Here is an 18957-nt window from a genome sequence, read left to right as displayed (position 1 = left end):
TTTTATCCGTGTCGTTAATGAGCAGCTCTTCTTTATACCCAAGTAAAACTGGGAAATACACAGCATTTATTTTAATAACTCGTTGTGCTGATGATTAAATAAATAACGCAGTTGTGGGTTGCTTTCACCAGTTGAAATAATTAGGAAATTAGTCAGATAGGTATTGTTGCATAATCTGGCACATAAACATCGAATTACGATATCAGGTTGGGTAGAATAACCTAACGTTCTTAAAGTTGTAAAAATCATGATGAATCAATTTGATTGTGTTGTTGTCGGTGGTGGCATGGTGGGAGCAGCAAGTGCTTTATCACTGGCTGAGTTAGGATTAAGTGTGGCCATTATTGAAAAAAGTGTGCCAGAAAAATTTTTTCCTGAACAAGCCTTTGATTTGAGGGTGTCAGCCATCTCGCTAGCCTCAGAGCAATTGTTAAAACAGTTAGGTGCTTGGCAGCAGTTGCAACAGTGGCGAATGTGCCCTTATAAACGTCTTGGAGTATGGGAGATTGAGCAAAGCTATACCGAATTTAATGCCCAAGATATCAAGCAAAGCCATTTAGGTCATATTGTTGAAAATAGGTTGCTACAACTTTCGTTATGGCAACAAATGCAGCAACATCGCCATATTACTTTATTGTGTCCTGAAACCTTAATTAAACTTGAGCAAAGTCCAACAGACGTTGAGTTAACTTTATCGTCAGGCACAATAAAGGCTAAAGTAGTTATAGGTGCCGATGGTCCGAATTCTTATGTCCGTAAACTGGTTAATATTGGTACCACAGGCTGGGATTATGCTCAATCTGCTCTGCTGATCAATGTCGAGACAGAAAAATCACAACAAGATATTACTTGGCAACAGTTTTTTCAAACCGGCCCCATTGCTATGCTGCCTATGTCAGGAAATCATGCATCATTGGTTTGGTATCATAATAAAGATGAAATAAAGCGCTTATCAGCATTATCTCATGACAATCTAGCACAAGAAATAATGCAGCATTTTCCAAGATGTTTAGGAAAAGTAGCTATTATCAATAAAGCGTCATTCCCGCTAACACGACGACATGCTAATCAATATCAGAAAGGCCGAGTACTGTTAATAGGCGACGCAGCACACACGATTAACCCTATGGCAGGGCAAGGAGTTAATTTAGGCTTTAAAGATGTTAAAGCCCTGCAGCATGTTATTGCAAAAGCTATTGGCAATGGCGAGTTATGGCACCAACCAAAAATCTTATCGCGTTATCAACAAAAAAGAAGAACAGATAACTTATTAATGATGACCACGATGGATGCACTATATTTGTCATTTGGCCATGTATCACCTTTAGTCAAGCTAGCCCGAAATGCCGGCTTAATGATGGTAAATAAAGTGCCGAACTTAAAAAATAAAGCCTTAGCCTATGCTTGTGGTGTATAAAGTGAGTTTTATGAATTTAAGATGTTATATCAGTCCCATTAAGTTTTTGATCTTGCTGTGCGCAGGAAAAATGACTCAAGGTAAGGCGCTCGATTGAGCAATAGCTGGCTATTGGGATTGAGAGCAACACAGCCTTGAGCTATTTTAATACCAATTTGATTAATTAAGTGATCTACTTTTTCATGAGGAAAAATGGACAAATACAAGGCATAAAATTTAGTCAGTAGTTATTCTACTTATAAATTTTATAACGCTGTAGTTATTCATTTTAACCATTAAAAATGAGCAGGTAATTAATCAACTTGGTATAACTAGTACAAGTGAGCAATAACTTAATGGGATTGGTATTAGAGGGCGTATTTAATTTGAAAGCAAATCAATAGCCGAGAGTTAGCTGAGAGTTAGCTTAGGTTAATATAAAAAATGTTTATTTTTTGCAAAGAAAGGGATTTTTTTAAAATAGTATGGGGCAATAAATTTAGTTGTAACTGCGTATAGCGTAATGCTTAGGAAGTATAAATAGAATTGGTGCGGAAGGAGAGACTCGAACTCTCACATCTTGCGATACTGGAACCTAAATCCAGCGCGTCTACCAATTCCGCCACTCCCGCATATTCAGGTAGTAATCTCAATAAATTGAAACCATAAAAAATTAATATAAAAGAAAATGGCTGGGGTATGAGGATTTGAACCTCAGAATGACGGGATCAAAACCCGCTGCCTTACCGCTTGGCTATACCCCAACTGGATACTTTTAGATTAAAGTGAGAAACATTGATTGACTTTCAAATAACTTAAAAGATAAAAGAAAGTGGCTGGGGTATGAGGATTTGAACCTCAGAATGACGGGATCAAAACCCGCTGCCTTACCGCTTGGCTATACCCCAACAATGTTACTTACTTTCCAACAAATACCATGACGGCAGTTGTTAGTAGAATGGTACGGGTCAAGAGACTTGAACTCTCACATCTTGCGATACTGGAACCTAAATCCAGCGCGTCTACCAATTCCGCCAAACCCGCATTTCTTCTATTTCTTACTAAGAGTAAAGTGGTGGCTACACCGGGATTTGAACCTGGGACCCCATCATTATGAGTGATGTGCTCTAACCAGCTGAGCTATGTAGCCTTTCCGTATTGCCTCTCAGCAAGTGGCGCGTATTATGCAAATCTGATCGCGTTACGTCAACCGTTTTTTATCAAAAAATAAGACTTTTTTCTTGTTTGGCTAATCGCTGTGCAATTTGTCGGATATCTGCACAAAAATAACCCGAAAAGACAAACCTAATCGTAGACTACTCTAATGAGTTTACTTATCAGGGTATTTAATAGCTGCCTTAGCCGCTTTTACAACAGGAGTTTTTTAGCGGACACTAAATTTTTGTTAAGTGTTTTATCACTTATTGAGTTAATAATAACAATTTGATTAATTTTTTGTTTTTATTGTGCACCTTAGAAAAAATATATTAAGGCAGATGTTTATTGTTTCAGACCAAGCATAAGTATCGACATTCATCTAGGTAAAGCACTGATTGGTGTTTACGTCGCTTTTTATAGTCGTCTTGGTATTATATTAGGTTAATGACTTACATCGATATAAGAGCATCGCCTTGGGCATGAATAAATGCTTCTACGTCGATGTAATACCAGTTCGATTAAGTTTGTGATCTTGTTGTGCGCAGGAAAAATAACTCAAGGTAAGGCGCTCGATTGAGCAATAGCTGGTTATTGGGATTGAGAGCAACACAGCCTTGAGCTATTTTAACTAGTACAAGTGAGCAATAACTTAATGGGATTGGTATAAGCCAGTGGCATAAGCAGGAGCATATTGTTTACTGGCTATTTTTATAGAGAATACCGCGGCCGTGGTGTACTTTAACCAGCATAAGTGGGCAATAATACCAAGTTGATTAATTACCTGCTCATTTTTAATGGTTAAAATGAATAACTACAGCGTTATAAAATTCATAAGTAGAATAACTACTTACTAAATTTTATGCCTTGTATTTATCCATTTTTCCTCATGAAAAAGTAGATCACTTAATTAATCAAATTGGTATAACTCAATCAATGAGTACTAGTACTAGGCAAGGATTAAAGATAATAGGCAAGAACAACCATTATCTATGTATTGCGCCTTGATCTGATTTTTTAGCTTAGCTCTGCAAGGGGGTCTTGAAATGAAACTGGTCTATTTAATCGCACAGGGCTAGCGTTAGCTCTAAATAGATTAAGTGTTCGGTTATGTTAGAAAAAAAAAGAGAGCTTGAGCTCTCTTTTTTTGGGGCTGATTAAGCTTTAATTAAAAATTAAAAATTAAAAATTAAACATTAAACATTAAATCTGAAATGCACCACGTCACCATCTTTAACGCGATACTCTTTACCTTCTAAACGCCACTTTCCAGCTTCTTTCGCACCAGACTCACCGTTAAACTCGATAAAATCATCATAAGCAACTACTTCTGCGCGGATAAAGCCTTTCTCAAAATCAGTGTGAATCACACCAGCCGCTTGTGGCGCCGTCGCATTTTGCTTCACTGTCCAAGCTCTGACTTCTTTTACACCAGCAGTAAAGTAGGTTTGCAAGTGCAATAAGGAATATCCGGCATTGATAACGCGATTTAGTCCAGGTTCTTCTAAGCCCATTTCAGCCATAAACTCAACACGGTCTTCATCATCCATTTCAGATAACTCACTTTCAATCTCAGCACAAACCGCTACCACTATTGCCCCTTCGGTATCAGCAATTTTTTGCACTTGATCAAGGTAGGGGTTATTTTCAAAACCATCATCATTAACATTGGCAATATACATCGTTGGCTTGATAGTTAAAAAATTCAAGTAAGCAACAGCGGCTTTTTCTTCTTTAGTTAACACTAAAGACCGTATCATTTCACCGTCTTCAACGTGCTTTAGTATTTTTTCTAATACGGGCATTTCAAATTTAGCGTCTTGATCGCCACCTTTGGCTTTCTTCGCTAAACGAAAAATAGCGCGTTCTGCTGTGTCCATATCAGATAAGGCTAATTCAGTATTGATCACTTCAATATCATCAATCGGGCTGACTTTATTAGCAACGTGAATAATATTGTCATTGTCAAAACAACGCACAACATGGCCAATGGCATCAGTTTCACGAATATTAGCTAAAAACTTGTTTCCTAATCCTTCACCTTTTGAAGCGCCAGCCACTAAGCCTGCAATATCAACAAATTCCATGGTGGTTGCTAATACACGCTGTGGTTTTACTATCTTTGTTAACGCGTCTAAGCGTGGATCAGGTACAGGTACGACACCCGTATTAGGCTCAATTGTACAAAAGGGGAAGTTTGCTGCCTCAATACCTGCTTTAGTTAACGCATTGAAAAGCGTTGATTTACCGACGTTGGGCAAGCCAACAATACCACATTTAAATCCCATGATGTTTACCTATTATGTTGACGCAATAAGCTTTATTGCGCTTTAAAAGAATGTAGACGATTTTGTGCTTTCTTAATATCATCTTTTTGCCAAATTTCAAAACAGCGCGCAGCTTCATCTATCGCTTGGTCAATTAAGTTTTGTTCTATAGCAGGGGCTTTTCCAAGCACATGCCCAGTAACGCGATCGCGATGACCTGGATGATCAATGCCAATGCGTAACCGATAAAATTCTTTGTTATTGGCTAGGCACGAAATAATGTCGCGTAAGCCATTGTGGCCACCGTGGCCGCCACCTTGTTTTATTTTACAAACACCAGGTAACATGTCTAGCTCATCGTGAGCAACGAGAATATTTTCAACAGGAATACGAAAGAAATTGGCTAAAGGTGCTACGGCTTTACCACTACAATTCATAAAAGTGGTCGGAATGAGCAGATGAACTAATTGCCCGGCAATTAATCCTTTGCCGTATAGGCCGGAGTATTTTTTTTCTGGCTTTAGTGAAATGTTGTGACATGAAGCAAGCTCTTGAACAAACCAATCACCAGCATTATGACGGGTTTTACTGTATTCGGAACCTGGATTTCCTAAACCGACTACTAACTGAATCGCCATCTAATGATTTACTCTTGTTATTAAACTTAAGGTCAATAAATTCAAGTGTATTTAAAACTAAAAAGCTTAAAGGGTATGTTGTAAAAACATTTCCCTTTAAGCTTGTTTATCATGAGTAAAGTTAACTATTACTCAGCTGCAGCCTCTTCAGCTGCTTCGCTATCGCTATTTGGAACTTTAGGAGCGTTCACAGTAACAACGGCTTGATCATGGCTTTCGCCTTTAGCTAATTCGTCAGACGTAACGCCTTTAGGCAAAGTAACGTTTGATAAATGTATTGTTTCACCAACGGCTAGGTTAGCAACATCAATCTCAATGAACTCAGGAATATCAGCAGGTAAACATGTAATTGCTATTTCATTCATTAGATGTGCAATTGTGCCACCTAGTTTTTCTGCTTCTTCTTCATTAAGAAAATGAATTGGAGCATTAACTTGCACAACATGCGTTGCATCGATACGTAAAAAATCTAAATGCATTACAAGTTGTTTAAACGGGTGACGTTGCATGTCTTTTAAAAGACACTCAACAGGCTTGCCGTCAACGTTGATTGTTAAAACGTGAGAGTAAAATGCTTCTTCTTGTTGGGCACGAAAAACATTTCTGTGTGCTAACGTTAAAGAAACAGGCTCTTGGCCTTCACCGTATAAAATTGCTGGAACTTTTTCTGCGTGACGTAGGCGGCGGCTCGCACCTTTCCCTAAATCTGTACGTACTTCAGCATCCAATGTAAATAAATCAGTCATGGGTTATATCCATTATTTAATAATTAAAGGTTGTTGCTTTTTGCGACCAAAAGCAACCTGCTCCTTTTTTGACGATTAATTAGCGATTAATTAGTGAAGCACTATTAGTGAGGTACTAACCAAGCATAATTAGCTAAAAAAGGCGCAGTATGATAACACCCCGATGAAACGATATCCATTACTTATCTTTAAATATTTATTTTAAGCGGCAGGCAAAAAGCCTGAGTAATTAACTTATTTAATTGACCATTAATAACAATAAAAAAAAGCACCTCTAGGTGCTTTTTTTATGATATTTTTTGATTAACGCTTAAGCATCAAACATTGCAGAAATTGATTCTTCGTTACATACCCGGCGAATAGCTTCTGACAACATGCCACTTAAGGTAAGCTGGCGAACGTTACCTAGCGCTTTAATTTCATCTGATAATGGAATTGAGTCAGTGACGACCACTTCATCAATAACTGAATTTTTCAAGTTTTCAGCTGCATTACCAGATAGTACTGGGTGAGTTGCATAAGCAAATACGCGTTTAGCACCGTGTTCTTTTAATGCTTCAGCGGCTTTTGCTAATGTACCACCAGTATCAATCATGTCATCAACAATAAAACAATCACGACCTTTAACATCACCGATAATATGCATTACTTGCGCAACGTTCGCTTTCGGGCGACGTTTATCGATGATGGCCAGATCCGCATCGTCTAATAATTTAGCCACGGCACGAGCACGAACAACACCGCCAATATCAGGAGATACTACCACTGGATTTTCAATGTTACGCGCTAACATATCTTCTAGTAAGATAGGCGTACCAAAAACGTTATCCACCGGCACATCAAAAAAGCCTTGAATTTGTTCAGCGTGTAAATCAACCGTTAATACTCGGTCAACGCCAACACTTGATAAAAAGTCAGCAACAACTTTTGCAGTAATAGGGACACGAGCACTACGAACGCGACGGTCTTGACGAGCATAACCAAAGTAAGGCATAACAGCGGTAATACGTCCAGCTGATGCACGACGTAGCGCATCAATCATCACGATTAGTTCCATTAAGTTATCGTTGGTAGGGGCACATGTTGATTGAATAATAAAAACATCCGCACCACGCACGTTTTCGGTAATTTCAACACTAATTTCACCATCACTAAAACTGCCAATCTTGGCTTCGCCTAAGGTGATGTATAAGCGATTAGCGATTTGCTTGGCCAGTTCAGGGGTGGCATTACCCGCAAAGATCTTCATGTCAGGCACGGTCAGTTCCTCAGAAACTTTTGACATTTAAATTACGATACTGAATAAAACGGTGAGTTAAATATCAGCAAATTATTTTATTTTTGCCAGTTTTAATGGCATTTATATTAATTTTATCCGAACTTAATTGTCGTTTACTGCCGCAATTGCAGCATGTAAGGGCGATTGATTTAGTCCTTCGGCTACAAATGATTCTATACCGCTTGGCAGCAAAGATTGCACGTAGCACGCGTCTTGTTTAGAGCTAAAACGTGAAAAAATACACGCACCAGTTCCAGTCATCTGGGACGGCGCGTATTCTATCAACCAAGCCAGTAGTTTGGCAACCTCGGGGTAGTTTTTTATTACCCAAGTTTGACAGTCATTATGATAATTTTCGATGTTATCATCGCTGTAGCGTATGGTGGGCGTATCTCGAGTTAAATCTTTCGCAGTAAAAACACTGGCGGTAGAAATACTACAATTGGGTTTAGAAACTAGATACCAATAAGTTTTTGGTGCGGCAGGGGTTAGTTGTTCGCCAATGCCTTGGGCAAATGCGGCAAAACCATGAATAAAAATTGGCACGTCAGCACCCAGTTTCAAACCAAGACCAGCCAGTTGTTCAATAGTAAGCTTGGTTTGCCAAAGTGCATTTAGAGCGAGTAATACTGTCGCAGCATTTGATGAACCGCCACCTAAGCCACCGCCCATAGGTAAGCGTTTTTTTAGCTTAATCTCTGTCCCTTGCTGACACTCGCTATAGTTTTGTAATAGCCGTGCGGCTTTGACAATTAAATTATCGTCATTAGCTACGCCGGGGATTGGTGTTAGCAGCTTTATGGCTTTATCCGCTGTAACTTTTAATTCTATGGTGTCGTGGTAATCTAAAAACTGAAAAACGGTTTCTAACTGGTGATAACCGTTGTCCATCCTGCCGACAATATGTAAAAACAAATTGAGTTTGGCTGGTGACTTAAAGGCAATAAATGGCTGCTTATTCACGATGACCTCGTTAAACTTTCCATGAATGAATGACAATTTTTATCCGTAAATCGCCTTGAATAATCGTTAGCTGTTTAGCCAATTGAAATGGTCCAATGTGATGATATTTATTGTATTTTATCAACCAGTTTTTATTATTGTAATAACTGGTTAAAGATTGTGGTAGTTGAGTTTTTGCATGGTAATCTATCTTGTCAGTAGCTAAAAAAGCTAAACCTTTCAGCCAATGACTCATGGCACGCGTCGGTAAATCTAAGCCGGTAAGTGTATAAATTAAATGGTCTAAATCTTTAGTATTATAAAGATTGCCATCAACTTCTAAAACAAAGTTATCTTGCTGTCGAGTAAGTGCTAAGACCTTAATACCAAATAAAGTCGATAAATTTAATGACTCGGTTTTATCCGCGGCATTTCTTTGCCAATGCAATGACGCACTTTGGCGCTTTTGGCTATTTATAAAGGCTATCTTCCCCGCGATGGTCCAGCTATTTAGTTGTGATACTTGTTGGTTGCGTGTAGCAATATCTTGGTTTGTTTGATTTTTCTCTACGGGTATGTCGTTGATGCTACTACAAGCACTTAATATACTGACAAAAAATAGCGTAATGAGTCGTTTACTGTACATAGCATTCCTGAGTTGAACGAATTAAATAAGCTTTGCTTCATCAAGAGAAACAACAAATAACGAAAACATATGACGGCATGCTTTCAATTTAAGGTGATCTTACGTAAAATTATCGCGATTTTTTATCTCAGATCATAGGTTTTTTTCAATATCTAACTGATAATTGCGCCGAATAGCCATTACAAGCGTATAATCAACCGTAAGATAATAGTCATCCGCCGCAGACATTGCCGGCCATTAACATTTTTTGGACTCAATATATTCATATGTCGATAGTTGCATTAGGTATCAATCATAAAACCGCTCCAGTGGCTATTAGGGAAAAAATATCATTTAACCCTGATAACTTGAGTTCGGCTTTGCAGGAACTGATTCATTCAGTAGATTGCAAGGAAGCCGCGATTTTATCTACCTGTAATCGAACTGAGTTATATATCGTACAAGAGGGAGATATTACCTTAACGCAAGAGCGTTTAGTGCATTGGCTAGTGCAACATCACAATGTACCTGCGTCTACTATAACGCCCAGTTTATATTGGCATCAAGATCAACAAGCCGTTAATCATATGATGCGTGTTGCTTGTGGCTTAGACTCCCTCGTACTGGGAGAGCCACAAATATTAGGGCAAATGAAACAAGCCTACAAACAAGCTAAAGCGGCCGGTTCAATGGCGTTAGTGATGGACCGTCTTTTTCAACGTACGTTTGGCGTTGCTAAACAAGTGAGAACTGATACCGAAATAGGCGCAAGTGCGGTTTCTGTTGCTTTTGCTGCGGTTAATTTAGCAAAACACATTTTTGCCAGTTTAGATAAAACTCGGGTCTTGTTAGTGGGTGCTGGGGAAACTATCGAATTAGTCGCTAAGCACTTATATGAAAATAATGTTGGCCACATTACTGTGGCAAACCGGACCTTAATTCGCGCTGAAAATATGGCGAAAAAATTTGGTGCCGATGTTATAACGCTGGCACAAATCCCAGAAATGATGTCCAGCGCTGATATTGTCATCAGCTCTACCGGCAGTACTTTACCCATTATAGGTAAAGGTATGGTGGAAAAGGCCTTAATGAAAAGAAAGCATCGGCCAATGTTTATGGTTGATTTGGCTGTGCCTCGTGATATTGAAGAGCAGGTTTCAGACCTTGAGGATGTATTTCTTTACACCGTTGATGACTTACAAAATATTATTGCAAAAAATTTAAATAATCGCCGCAAAGAAGCGGTATTAGCAGAAGGTATTGTTTCTGATCAATCATCTGTTTTTATGTCATGGCTTAGAGGCTTAAATACTCAGGATACCGTGATTTCATATCGAAAACAGTGTTTAGAAAACCGTGACCAATTACTCGAAAAAGCTATGCAACAGTTAGCAGCGAACAAAAAACCGGAAGCGGTAATTGCTGAGCTTGCCACTAAGCTAACTAATAAGTTTATGCATGCACCTACTAGTGCTATTCAATCGGCCGCACAAGGTGGCGAGTTAGATAGACTTATTTATTTACGCGATATTTTTGATATTGACCATCAAGAATAGCGACCGAGTTTGCTCAGTCATTGATTTAAGCGAGCAATAATTTACCTAGCACTATCTTCACACCCGTTGAAACTCTTAGCTAAGCTCTTTATACTGCTTGCTTGCTCGCCTATTTAGTATAAATTACCCGCATAGTCGAATATAATGCGCGGATAATTCATCAATCATTGACTATATAAGATCATTTAATGAATAAATCTGTTTACCAAAAACTTGAGATACTTGTCGAACGCTTTGAAGAAGTACAAGCGTTGTTGTCTGATCCTGAAACGATTGCCAATCAAGAGAAATTTCAAGCCTTATCGAAAGAATTTTCACAATTAGAAGTAGTAACCTCTGCTTTTCATCGCTTTCAAGATGCCGAGAATGATTTTGCTGCGGCAGAAGAAATGCTCAAGGATGAAGACCCTGATATGCGTGAAATGGCGCAAGAAGAGTTTAAGTCGGCGAAGAAATCGGTAGAGAAAATGACCGAGGAACTGCAAGTTTTACTCTTGCCTCGTGATCCAAAAGACGATAATAACTGTTTTGTTGAAATTCGCGCTGGCGCTGGCGGTGATGAAGCGGCTATTTTTGCTGGCGATTTATTTCGTATGTATAGCCGTTATGCTGAAAAGCAAGGTTGGAAAATCGAAGTGATGAACTCCAACGAAAGTGAGCAGGGCGGTTTTAAAGAAGTTATTGTTAAAGTTAACGGTGTCGGTGTTTACGGCCAAATGAAGTACGAGTCTGGCGGTCATCGAGTACAGCGTGTACCTGAAACTGAATCACAAGGGCGTGTGCACACCTCTGCTTGTACTGTGGTTGTAATGCCAGAAATTCCAGAGTCACAAGCCATTGAAATCAATAAAGCTGACTTAAAAATAGATACTTTTCGTGCCTCTGGTGCAGGTGGACAACACGTGAACAAAACCGATTCAGCTATTCGTATTACCCATATTCCAAGTGGTGTGGCGGTTGAATGTCAGGACCAGCGCTCTCAGCATAAAAACCGTGCGCAAGCGATGTCAGTATTACAAGCTCGCTTACAGCAAATAGAAGATGAAAAACGCCGTAGTGAAGAAGAGTCTTCTCGTCGTAACTTAGTGGCTAGTGGCGATCGTTCTGAGCGAATTCGTACCTATAACTTCCCGCAAGGGCGTATGAGTGATCATCGTATCAACTTAACACTTTATCGTTTAAATGAAATCATGGAAGGTAATTTGCACTTAGTACTTGAACCGATTATGCAAGAAAGTCAGGCTGATCTATTAGCAGAGCTTGCTGAGCAGCATTAGTGATTGAATTAGCTGTAGCACAAAGGTTATCGGTTGAAGATTTATCATCGATGACCTTGGCTAAATTAACTACTTTTGGTCAGCAACTTTTGTTGCCTTACTCTGATAGCAGCAAATTAGATACTGAAATATTAATTTGCTTTGTGATTGCTAAAGCGCGAAGTTTTTTATTAACCTGGCCAGAGCATAAGCTATCTACAAGCCAAGCAAAACAATTTGCTGAACTGATGTTACGGAGAGTTCAGGGCGAACCTATCGCTTATATCGTTAAACTGCGTGAGTTTTGGTCATTACCCCTGCAAGTGTCACCTGCGACATTAATTCCGCGTCCAGATACTGAAGTACTAGTTGAACTGGTGTTAACTCATCATCGAGCAGCACGCTTAAGTTGTTTAGATTTAGGCACAGGTACTGGTGCTATTGCCTTAGCTTTAGCCTCTGAGCGACCTCAATGGCAAATAGAAGCGGTAGACTATAGCAATGAGGCAGTTGCGTTGGCCAAGAGTAATGCTGATAATTTAGCGCTAACACAGGTTAATATTTATCAAAGTGATTGGTTTAATCAGGTTGCTGAAGATAAACGCTTCGATATTATTGTTAGCAATCCCCCGTATATTGATGAGAATGATCACCACCTGAATGAAGGGGATGTTAAATACGAGCCTAAAACCGCATTAGTTGCTGCGGACAATGGCTTAGCTGATATTAAAATTATTGCCTGCCACGCGCTTAATTTTTTAAAGCCTGGTGGCTTTTTGTATATTGAGCATGGCTTTGAGCAAAGCAAAATGGTGCAAATAATTTTAGCAGATTTAGCTTATAGCGAAATCCAAACAATGAAAGATTACAGTCACAATGACCGAGTTACTTGGGCTTGTTACTCGGCATAAAGCACAAAAATTACAAAATTAACTTAACGGAATCCATCATGCTTAAACATTTACATATGACCATTGCGGTGATCAGTGTTTTACTTTTTACTTTTCGTTTTGCCTTAACGTTAGCTCATTCAAATAAATTAACATTGAAATGGCTGAAAATTGCCCCACATATTATCGATACCCTGTTACTGGGTCTTGGGATTGCGTTATCGATTCAGCTAGCGATAAATCCAATAGAACAACTCTGGTTTGCCGAAAAACTGTTTGCCGTGTTTGCTTATATTTTTACCGGTTACTACACCCTGAAATTGGCGCGAAATCGTGCTATGCAAATTATTGGCTTTCTGGGCGCAATAGGCTGGGTAATGCTAATTGTTCGTATCGCCATCAGCAAGGAAACCGTATTTTTAGCTGGCTTATAAGCCACTAAAATTATTACCAAATCCATTAATCGAGTATGCATGAACGACTTGTTGTTATCAGAAATTAAATCTGAAGAAAATGAACTATTACAAACTTTTTTATTAATAGAAGAGTTTATTTTTGGCAAAAAAACGGCTATTCAAAGTGAACTGGATGACCTAGTGGGTTATTGCCAAGGCGAAACGGATGAAATACAAGATCCTATTGAACGTGCTGAGGTACTGATTAATGCTTTGTTTATTGATCAACTTTTTATCGATAAACAGCAGCAAAATTGGCCCGTAATGTCATATCAGGTGTCATCAGCGTTAACGCATAAACTAGTTTCACCGATTTTAAAATCGGTACTTATTGCTTATGTCGCTAATGCTTGTGATTGTCAGACGGACATTGTTTTTGTACCAGAAAAAGCCATGTTAAGAATTATTTGTGATGACAGTTACGCCATTATTTTCGACCCCGTTACCGGTGAGTCGCTAAATTGGCATGAGCTTGATACTCGCATGAGTGAAATTTCAGGTGATCCATTTGAAGTCACTCTAGATATAATGAAACAAGAAAGCCTAGTGCTTGAACATATCACAAGTCTAAAAGCGGCTTTTATACGAGAACAAGCTTATGATAACGCGCTAAAGTGTGTTGATATGCTATTGGCACTAAATCCAAATGATCCCTTTGAACGTCGCGATCGTGGCTTTTTATTACATCAACTCGATTGCTTTAAAGTCGCCTATGACGACTACCAATACTTTGTTGAGCAATGCCCCAAAGATCCCGCTGCGCAGCTATTAAAATTGCAGTTAGATAAGATTTCAATTGCAGATACCATATTGCATTAACAAAACTTACTGCTTTAAGTTGGTTTAAGAGTCATCTAGAAGAAGAATAATAACACCATAACCTAGAAAAATTATAAGGATAAGTAATGCAAGATTCAGTTGTGGCTAGCATGCCATTGATCACCAACGACGCCACAGTACTTGGAATTCTAGCGCTAATTTTAGGCTTTGTTTTTTATACCTCAAACAGCAGTAACCCTGCTTGTCGCTCATTTTATAAGTATGTGCCCGCACTGTTAATGTGCTATTTGTTACCATCACTATTAAATACTTTTGGTATTGTTAGTGCACAAGTCAGTCAAGTTGATGAAGTAGCAAAATATTATTTATTACCCGCTTGTTTAGTTTTATTGACGCTTAGCATTGATATTAAAGCCATCGCCGGCTTAGGTAGTAAAGCCATTATTATGTTTTTAACTGGTACCGTTGGCGTGATTATTGGCGGCCCACTGGCACTGTTAATTGTTTCAGCTGTTTGGCCTGAATTAATCGGGGTTTCCGGCCCAGACGCGGTATGGCGAGGTATGGCTGCACTAGCGGGTAGTTGGATTGGCGGCGGCGCAAACATGCTTGCTATGAAAGAAATTTATGGTGCGGATGGTAAAATATTTACTATTATGGTGACGGTAGATATTGTTGTTGCCAATATTTGGATGGCTATTTTACTGTATATGGCGGCGAACCATAAGCGCATTGACGCAAAAAATGGTGCAGATACCTCAAGTATTGACCGACTGATTGAAAAAGTTGAAGCTGAAACGAAAGAAAGTTCAAAACAACCTGAACTGAAAGATTATATGCTCATTTTAGCGGTTGGCTTTGGTGCTGCCGGTTTGGCACACTTAGCGGCTGATTATTTAGTACCATTTTTTCAAAACAGCTATCCTGAGTTAAAGAAATTTAGTTTACACAGTAAATTATTTTGGATCATCGTACTGGTTACCACTATTGGTTTAGCACTGTCCTTTACTAAAGTTAGAAAACTAGAGGCGGTAGGCGCCTCAAAGGTTGGCAGTAGTTTTCTTTATATTTTAGTCGCTACTATCGGTTTGCATATGGATATTACACAAATTGTAGAAGCGCCTAAATATATGGTGATTGGCTTAATATGGATGGCCGTGCACGTAGGCTTATTATTTGCAGTACGTAAGTATATTAAAGCGCCGGTATTTTATTTAGCGGTTGGTAGTAAAGCCAATATTGGCGGCGCAGCATCGGCACCGGTTATTGCATCGGCATTTCATCCATCGCTTGCACCTGTTGGGGTTTTGTTAGCCGTTTTTGGTTATGCATTAGGTACTTATATGGCATGGCTATGTGGCCAGTTATTAAGAATTATTGGCAGCTAGAATCGCCGCTAATCTACTAGAGAAATTTTGGAAATATGATGACAAAGCAATTAATTTCACTTGGCGATATCGATATCGCCAACGATAAACCTTTCGTATTATTTGGTGGTATGAATGTGCTGGAGTCGCGAGACTTAGCCATGACCATTGCCGAGCATTATGTTGAAGTGACCCAAAAACTTAATATTCCTTTTGTTTTTAAGGCCTCATTTGATAAAGCTAACCGTTCGTCGGTTAGCGCATACCGTGGTCCTGGTTTGGATGAGGGCTTAAAGATTTTTCAAGAAATTAAGTCAACATTTAATGTGCCAATTATTACTGATGTACATGAACCTTATCAAGCCGGACCTGTTGCTGAAGTAGCTGATATTATTCAGTTACCCGCGTTTCTTGCTCGTCAAACTGATTTGGTGGTCGCCATGGCAAAAACGGGTGCGATTATTAACGTGAAAAAGCCACAATTTTTGGCTGCCCATGAAATGCGTCATATTATCAATAAATTTGGCGAAGCCGGTAAAGAAGATATTATTCTTTGCGAACGCGGTAGTTGCTTTGGTTACAATAACTTAATTGTTGATATGTTAGCCATGGATGAGATGAAAAATTATGCGCCTGTTATGTTTGACGCTACTCACGCTTTACAGCGCCCAGGGGGTAGAGAAGATTCAGCTGACGGCCGGCGTGCACAAGCCGCGCAATTAGCCCGTAGTGGTATGGCTATTGGTATTGCTGGCTTATTTATTGAGTCGCACCCTGATCCACTAAACGCAAAGTGTGATGGCCCATGTGCCTTACCTTTGGATAAACTTGAACCCTATTTAGTACAAATGAAAGCGTTAGACGAGTTAGTTAAAGGTTTTGAGCCACTAATCACAGGGTAGATAAGATACTCCGACTTAGAAAATTAAGCTTATATCATCGGGTTAAGCGCCAGGTAAATTAAATATGGTTAATTTTACTAAGTCGGTAGCAACAGTCAGTTACGACTTGGTATTATACCAGTTCCATTAAGTTTGTGATCTTGTTGTGCGCAGGAAAAATAACTCAAGGTAAGGCGCTCGATTGAGCAATAGCTGGCTATTGGGAGTGAGAGCAACACAGCCTTGAGCTATTTTAACTAGTACAAGTGAGCAATAACTTAATGGGATTGGTATTACCACAAATATATCGTTTATTGTAAATATTTACTACCAAGAAAAAGGGCGCTGTTAAGCGCCCTTTTTGTATGTTAGCTGTCTGATAATTAACGGTTATTCAAGTGATGAAAGTCGATATCTTCGATGTTTTTACCCGCGTTAGGGTCGTTAAACACCGCTTCATCAAACTGATCTTCAGATTTACCGACAATAATCGTTACCATACTATCACCCGTCACGTTAACCGCGGTGCGTGTCATATCTAATAAGCGGTCTACACCAATAATTAGCGCAATGCCTTCAACAGGTAAACCGACTTGTTCTAACACCATAGCTAACATGATTAAGCCAACACCGGGGACTCCCGCCGTACCAATTGATGCCAATGTTGCGGTTAATATCACCATTAAGTAATCAGTAAGGGTTAAATCTTGGCTAAATACTTGTGCGATAAATACTGTAGCAACCCCTTGCATAATTGCCGTACCGTCCATATTAATGGTGGCACCTAATGGCACAGTAAATGAGGCGATGGAGTTTTTAACCCCCATTTTCTTTGTCGTTGTCTCTAAGGTAATGGGCAATGTTGCATTACTGCTTGAGGTTGAAAATGCAAAAATAACGGTATCACGCATTTTCTTTAAAAATATTACGGGATTTAATCCGGTGAATAGTTTAAGTAAAACAGGGTAGGTGACAAAGGCATGCAGTAATAATGCAAAAAATACCACAAAGAAATACTCTAACAAATTGCCAAAGGTACTTAATGACACATCAGTAAATAAACCAGCTAACAAACAAAATACACCATAAGGCGCAATGTTCATCAAGATAGTAACAAGACGCATGACCACAACACTCATATCTTCAAAAAGTGCAGCAACACGTTCGCCCGGTTTGCCAGAAAGTGCAATGGCGATACCAAACAATAAAGCAAAAATAATCACTTGCAGCATATTGCCTTGAGCAAAGGCGGCAAATGGATTACTGGGGAACATTTGAATAATGGTTTGAGCAAGTGAAGGGGCTTCTCGACTGGTAAAGGTTGTACCTGCGGTCATATTTACGCCTTCACCTGGACTCACCAGTAAAGCTAAGCCCATAGCAAAGCTAATAGCGATAGCTGTTGTGATTAAATATAGGCCGATGGATTTACCACCAATTCGACCTAGCTTAGTGGTGTCTTTTAGTGAACACGTCCCGCAAATTAACGAAACGAACACTAAAGGCACCACTAACATTTGTAAACTCGAAATAAATACTTGGCCAATAACTTCAAAAACACCATCAACTAAAAAACCGCGGACTGAAAAATCAAAGAGGTATAAAGGAATAACGAGATCAGAGCCATCAGGCATTAACCATTGTAAAATTGTGCCAGTGAGAATACCCGCAACCATACCGGTAACAATTCGAGCAGTTAAACTTGCTTGCTTTTTTTCAGCCATATTATTCTATTTTTATTGAACGATACCTTATTATGTTGTTGCGACGAGCAGAAATCAAATGATTAAAGCTTTGGCTGTTGATTTTACGAGATTATTTTTACTGCTGGTTTGTTTGCTACTAAATTAAGCTAAGTAAATGAAATTTAATCTTTGGCATGAACTAGGACAACGCAGAGTTAACAGCAATAAAGTCTTTTTATCATGGGTATTTTAAGCTGTTTTTTTTGAATGAATTGCCTTACTTGAACAAGAGTACAGCTTTCTATTTGTTTAGGACCGCTTCTAAACAAACAATACAGCCCGTATGCTTAAAATAGCAGCGATTTAAGTAACTTAACAGGCAAGGAGTGCTCAATAAATTACATTTTTTATGCTAATCACTGATCTTTTTACAAAAATTAGGTTAAGATGAGCCAATTAAATAATAAAAACAATAGGGAAATGCTTTTTATGATTCTATTTCAACACTTTAGTTTGATTTTACTGTTTGCAATTTTAGTTGGTTGTGGCGGTAGTAGTGGTGAGTTTGATGAAACCTCAGAGAGTGATGCAAGTACACCAGACGCTATAACTCTTACTTTAGTTATTTCGGATAAAAACCTTACTCAAGCGACACCTCAAACGCTGACAGTAAGTGTGATGCAAGGAAATACACCGGTATCTGATAAGTTAGTTACTTTCTCAATTAGCCATGCAGCGTTGGCAAGTTTTAGTACTGACATTAATACCAGTAGCACTGGTGCTGATGGTAAAGCTGAAATAGGTTTGCTTGCTGGTGTAAGTAGTGGAGATGGTTCAATTACTGCTACTGTTGACGGTATTGACTCTAATGCCGTAACGTTTAAAAGTGCAGGCGATGGCTCAGCTGAAGACGGCAATGCATTAACCATCACCAGTTTTACCAATAACACCTCAATTACTAATGCCAGCCCGGGTAACATTACCATTCATTTTGAAGCCTCAGATGGCAGCGATTTAGCCAATGAAGTGATCAGTTTTA

15 protein-coding genes, 5 tRNA genes and 1 pseudogene are annotated in these 18957 nt (G+C 39.1%); 9 read left to right on the top strand and 12 right to left on the bottom strand.

Going from position 1 to position 18957, the window contains the following annotated elements:
- Positions 1-247 precede the first annotated feature (247 nt).
- Positions 248-1417, top strand: a complete 1170-nt coding sequence (locus ESZ39_RS04690) for an FAD-dependent oxidoreductase (RefSeq protein WP_223270236.1) — start codon at positions 248-250, stop codon at positions 1415-1417.
- 526 nt (positions 1418-1943) lie between these two features.
- Here the strand turns inward: ESZ39_RS04690 and ESZ39_RS04685 are convergent.
- From ESZ39_RS04685 to lolB, 11 genes are all read right to left on the bottom strand, one after another.
- A tRNA-Leu gene (locus ESZ39_RS04685) sits at positions 1944-2028 on the bottom strand.
- A gap of 57 nt (positions 2029-2085) precedes the next feature.
- Positions 2086-2160: transfer RNA gene (locus ESZ39_RS04680), tRNA-Gln, on the bottom strand.
- 69 nt (positions 2161-2229) lie between these two features.
- A tRNA-Gln gene (locus ESZ39_RS04675) sits at positions 2230-2304 on the bottom strand.
- A gap of 51 nt (positions 2305-2355) precedes the next feature.
- A tRNA-Leu gene (locus ESZ39_RS04670) sits at positions 2356-2440 on the bottom strand.
- Positions 2441-2469: 29 nt separating this feature from the next.
- Positions 2470-2546: transfer RNA gene (locus tag ESZ39_RS04665), tRNA-Met, on the bottom strand.
- Positions 2547-3747: 1201 nt separating this feature from the next.
- Positions 3748-4839, bottom strand: a complete 1092-nt coding sequence (gene ychF, locus ESZ39_RS04660) for a redox-regulated ATPase YchF (protein WP_146878630.1) — start codon at positions 4837-4839, stop codon at positions 3748-3750.
- A gap of 32 nt (positions 4840-4871) precedes the next feature.
- Entirely contained in the window at positions 4872-5456 is a 585-nt protein-coding gene (pth, locus tag ESZ39_RS04655; RefSeq protein ID WP_146878629.1) for an aminoacyl-tRNA hydrolase, read from the bottom strand.
- Between the two features lie 128 nt (positions 5457-5584).
- Positions 5585-6202: a 50S ribosomal protein L25/general stress protein Ctc gene (locus tag ESZ39_RS04650; protein WP_146878628.1), complete on the bottom strand. Its 618-nt coding sequence runs from the start codon at positions 6200-6202 to the stop codon at positions 5585-5587.
- A gap of 310 nt (positions 6203-6512) precedes the next feature.
- Positions 6513-7460 (bottom strand): ribose-phosphate pyrophosphokinase, encoded by a 948-nt coding sequence (locus ESZ39_RS04645; protein ID WP_081149333.1) that lies wholly within the window; start codon positions 7458-7460, stop codon positions 6513-6515.
- A 123-nt stretch (positions 7461-7583) separates the two neighbouring features.
- The gene (ispE, locus tag ESZ39_RS04640) at positions 7584-8444 is read right to left on the bottom strand and encodes a 4-(cytidine 5'-diphospho)-2-C-methyl-D-erythritol kinase (RefSeq protein ID WP_146878627.1); all 861 of its coding nucleotides are present in this window, start codon (positions 8442-8444) and stop codon (positions 7584-7586) included.
- Positions 8445-8454: 10 nt separating this feature from the next.
- Entirely contained in the window at positions 8455-9069 is a 615-nt protein-coding gene (gene lolB / locus ESZ39_RS04635) for a lipoprotein insertase outer membrane protein LolB (RefSeq protein ID WP_146878626.1), read from the bottom strand.
- A gap of 266 nt (positions 9070-9335) precedes the next feature.
- Here lolB and hemA point away from each other — a divergent pair, with 266 nt between their 5' ends.
- The 7 genes from hemA to kdsA all read left to right on the top strand — a co-directional run bounded on the left by hemA (position 9336) and on the right by kdsA (position 16254).
- On the top strand, positions 9336-10604 hold the full coding sequence (hemA, locus tag ESZ39_RS04630) for a glutamyl-tRNA reductase (protein ID WP_146878625.1): 1269 nt from the start codon (positions 9336-9338) through the stop codon (positions 10602-10604).
- A gap of 188 nt (positions 10605-10792) precedes the next feature.
- Positions 10793-11881, top strand: a complete 1089-nt coding sequence (prfA, locus tag ESZ39_RS04625) for a peptide chain release factor 1 (RefSeq protein ID WP_146878623.1) — start codon at positions 10793-10795, stop codon at positions 11879-11881.
- Positions 11882-11931: 50 nt separating this feature from the next.
- Positions 11932-12771: a peptide chain release factor N(5)-glutamine methyltransferase gene (prmC, locus tag ESZ39_RS04620; protein WP_146878688.1), complete on the top strand. Its 840-nt coding sequence runs from the start codon at positions 11932-11934 to the stop codon at positions 12769-12771.
- A gap of 38 nt (positions 12772-12809) precedes the next feature.
- On the top strand, positions 12810-13184 hold the full coding sequence (locus tag ESZ39_RS04615; RefSeq protein ID WP_146878621.1) for a SirB2 family protein: 375 nt from the start codon (positions 12810-12812) through the stop codon (positions 13182-13184).
- 39 nt (positions 13185-13223) lie between these two features.
- The gene (locus ESZ39_RS04610) at positions 13224-14024 is read left to right on the top strand and encodes a tetratricopeptide repeat protein (protein ID WP_146878619.1); all 801 of its coding nucleotides are present in this window, start codon (positions 13224-13226) and stop codon (positions 14022-14024) included.
- 86 nt (positions 14025-14110) lie between these two features.
- Complete coding sequence (locus tag ESZ39_RS04605) at positions 14111-15373, top strand: DUF819 domain-containing protein (RefSeq protein ID WP_146878618.1); 1263 nt, start codon at positions 14111-14113, stop codon at positions 15371-15373.
- 35 nt (positions 15374-15408) lie between these two features.
- Positions 15409-16254 (top strand): 3-deoxy-8-phosphooctulonate synthase, encoded by an 846-nt coding sequence (gene kdsA / locus ESZ39_RS04600; RefSeq protein WP_411266854.1) that lies wholly within the window; start codon positions 15409-15411, stop codon positions 16252-16254.
- Between the two features lie 362 nt (positions 16255-16616).
- Here kdsA and ESZ39_RS04595 read toward each other — a convergent pair whose 3' ends face one another.
- Positions 16617-17957 (bottom strand): dicarboxylate/amino acid:cation symporter, encoded by a 1341-nt coding sequence (locus ESZ39_RS04595; RefSeq protein WP_146878616.1) that lies wholly within the window; start codon positions 17955-17957, stop codon positions 16617-16619.
- Between the two features lie 450 nt (positions 17958-18407).
- On the opposite strand from ESZ39_RS04595, the pseudogene ESZ39_RS04590 reads away from it, so the two are divergent.
- Positions 18408-18957: pseudogene (locus ESZ39_RS04590) on the top strand (hypothetical protein); the annotation flags it as partial.

The sequence above is a fragment of the Colwellia sp. C1TZA3 genome (assembly GCF_007954265.1).
Classification (GTDB): domain Bacteria; phylum Pseudomonadota; class Gammaproteobacteria; order Enterobacterales; family Alteromonadaceae; genus Cognaticolwellia.
Note: the sequence above shows the minus strand (reverse complement) of the source record. Positions and strands in the feature narration are given on the sequence as shown.

Excerpts from the sequence above, each read along its gene's own strand:
- kdsA (WP_411266854.1), top strand. The coding sequence starts at position 15,409 with ATGATGACAAAGCAATTAATTTCACTTGGCGATATCGATATCGCCAAC.
- lolB (WP_146878626.1), bottom strand. The coding sequence starts at position 9,069 with ATGTACAGTAAACGACTCATTACGCTATTTTTTGTCAGTATATTAAGT.
- hemA (WP_146878625.1), top strand. The coding sequence starts at position 9,336 with ATGTCGATAGTTGCATTAGGTATCAATCATAAAACCGCTCCAGTGGCT.
- prfA (WP_146878623.1), top strand. The coding sequence starts at position 10,793 with ATGAATAAATCTGTTTACCAAAAACTTGAGATACTTGTCGAACGCTTT.
- ESZ39_RS04650 (WP_146878628.1), bottom strand. The coding sequence starts at position 6,202 with ATGACTGATTTATTTACATTGGATGCTGAAGTACGTACAGATTTAGGG.
- ESZ39_RS04690 (WP_223270236.1), top strand. The coding sequence starts at position 248 with ATGATGAATCAATTTGATTGTGTTGTTGTCGGTGGTGGCATGGTGGGA.
- prmC (WP_146878688.1), top strand. The coding sequence starts at position 11,932 with ATGACCTTGGCTAAATTAACTACTTTTGGTCAGCAACTTTTGTTGCCT.
- pth (WP_146878629.1), bottom strand. The coding sequence starts at position 5,456 with ATGGCGATTCAGTTAGTAGTCGGTTTAGGAAATCCAGGTTCCGAATAC.
- ychF (WP_146878630.1), bottom strand. The coding sequence starts at position 4,839 with ATGGGATTTAAATGTGGTATTGTTGGCTTGCCCAACGTCGGTAAATCA.
- ESZ39_RS04605 (WP_146878618.1), top strand. The coding sequence starts at position 14,111 with ATGCAAGATTCAGTTGTGGCTAGCATGCCATTGATCACCAACGACGCC.
- ESZ39_RS04610 (WP_146878619.1), top strand. The coding sequence starts at position 13,224 with ATGAACGACTTGTTGTTATCAGAAATTAAATCTGAAGAAAATGAACTA.
- ESZ39_RS04595 (WP_146878616.1), bottom strand. The coding sequence starts at position 17,957 with ATGGCTGAAAAAAAGCAAGCAAGTTTAACTGCTCGAATTGTTACCGGT.
- ESZ39_RS04615 (WP_146878621.1), top strand. The coding sequence starts at position 12,810 with ATGCTTAAACATTTACATATGACCATTGCGGTGATCAGTGTTTTACTT.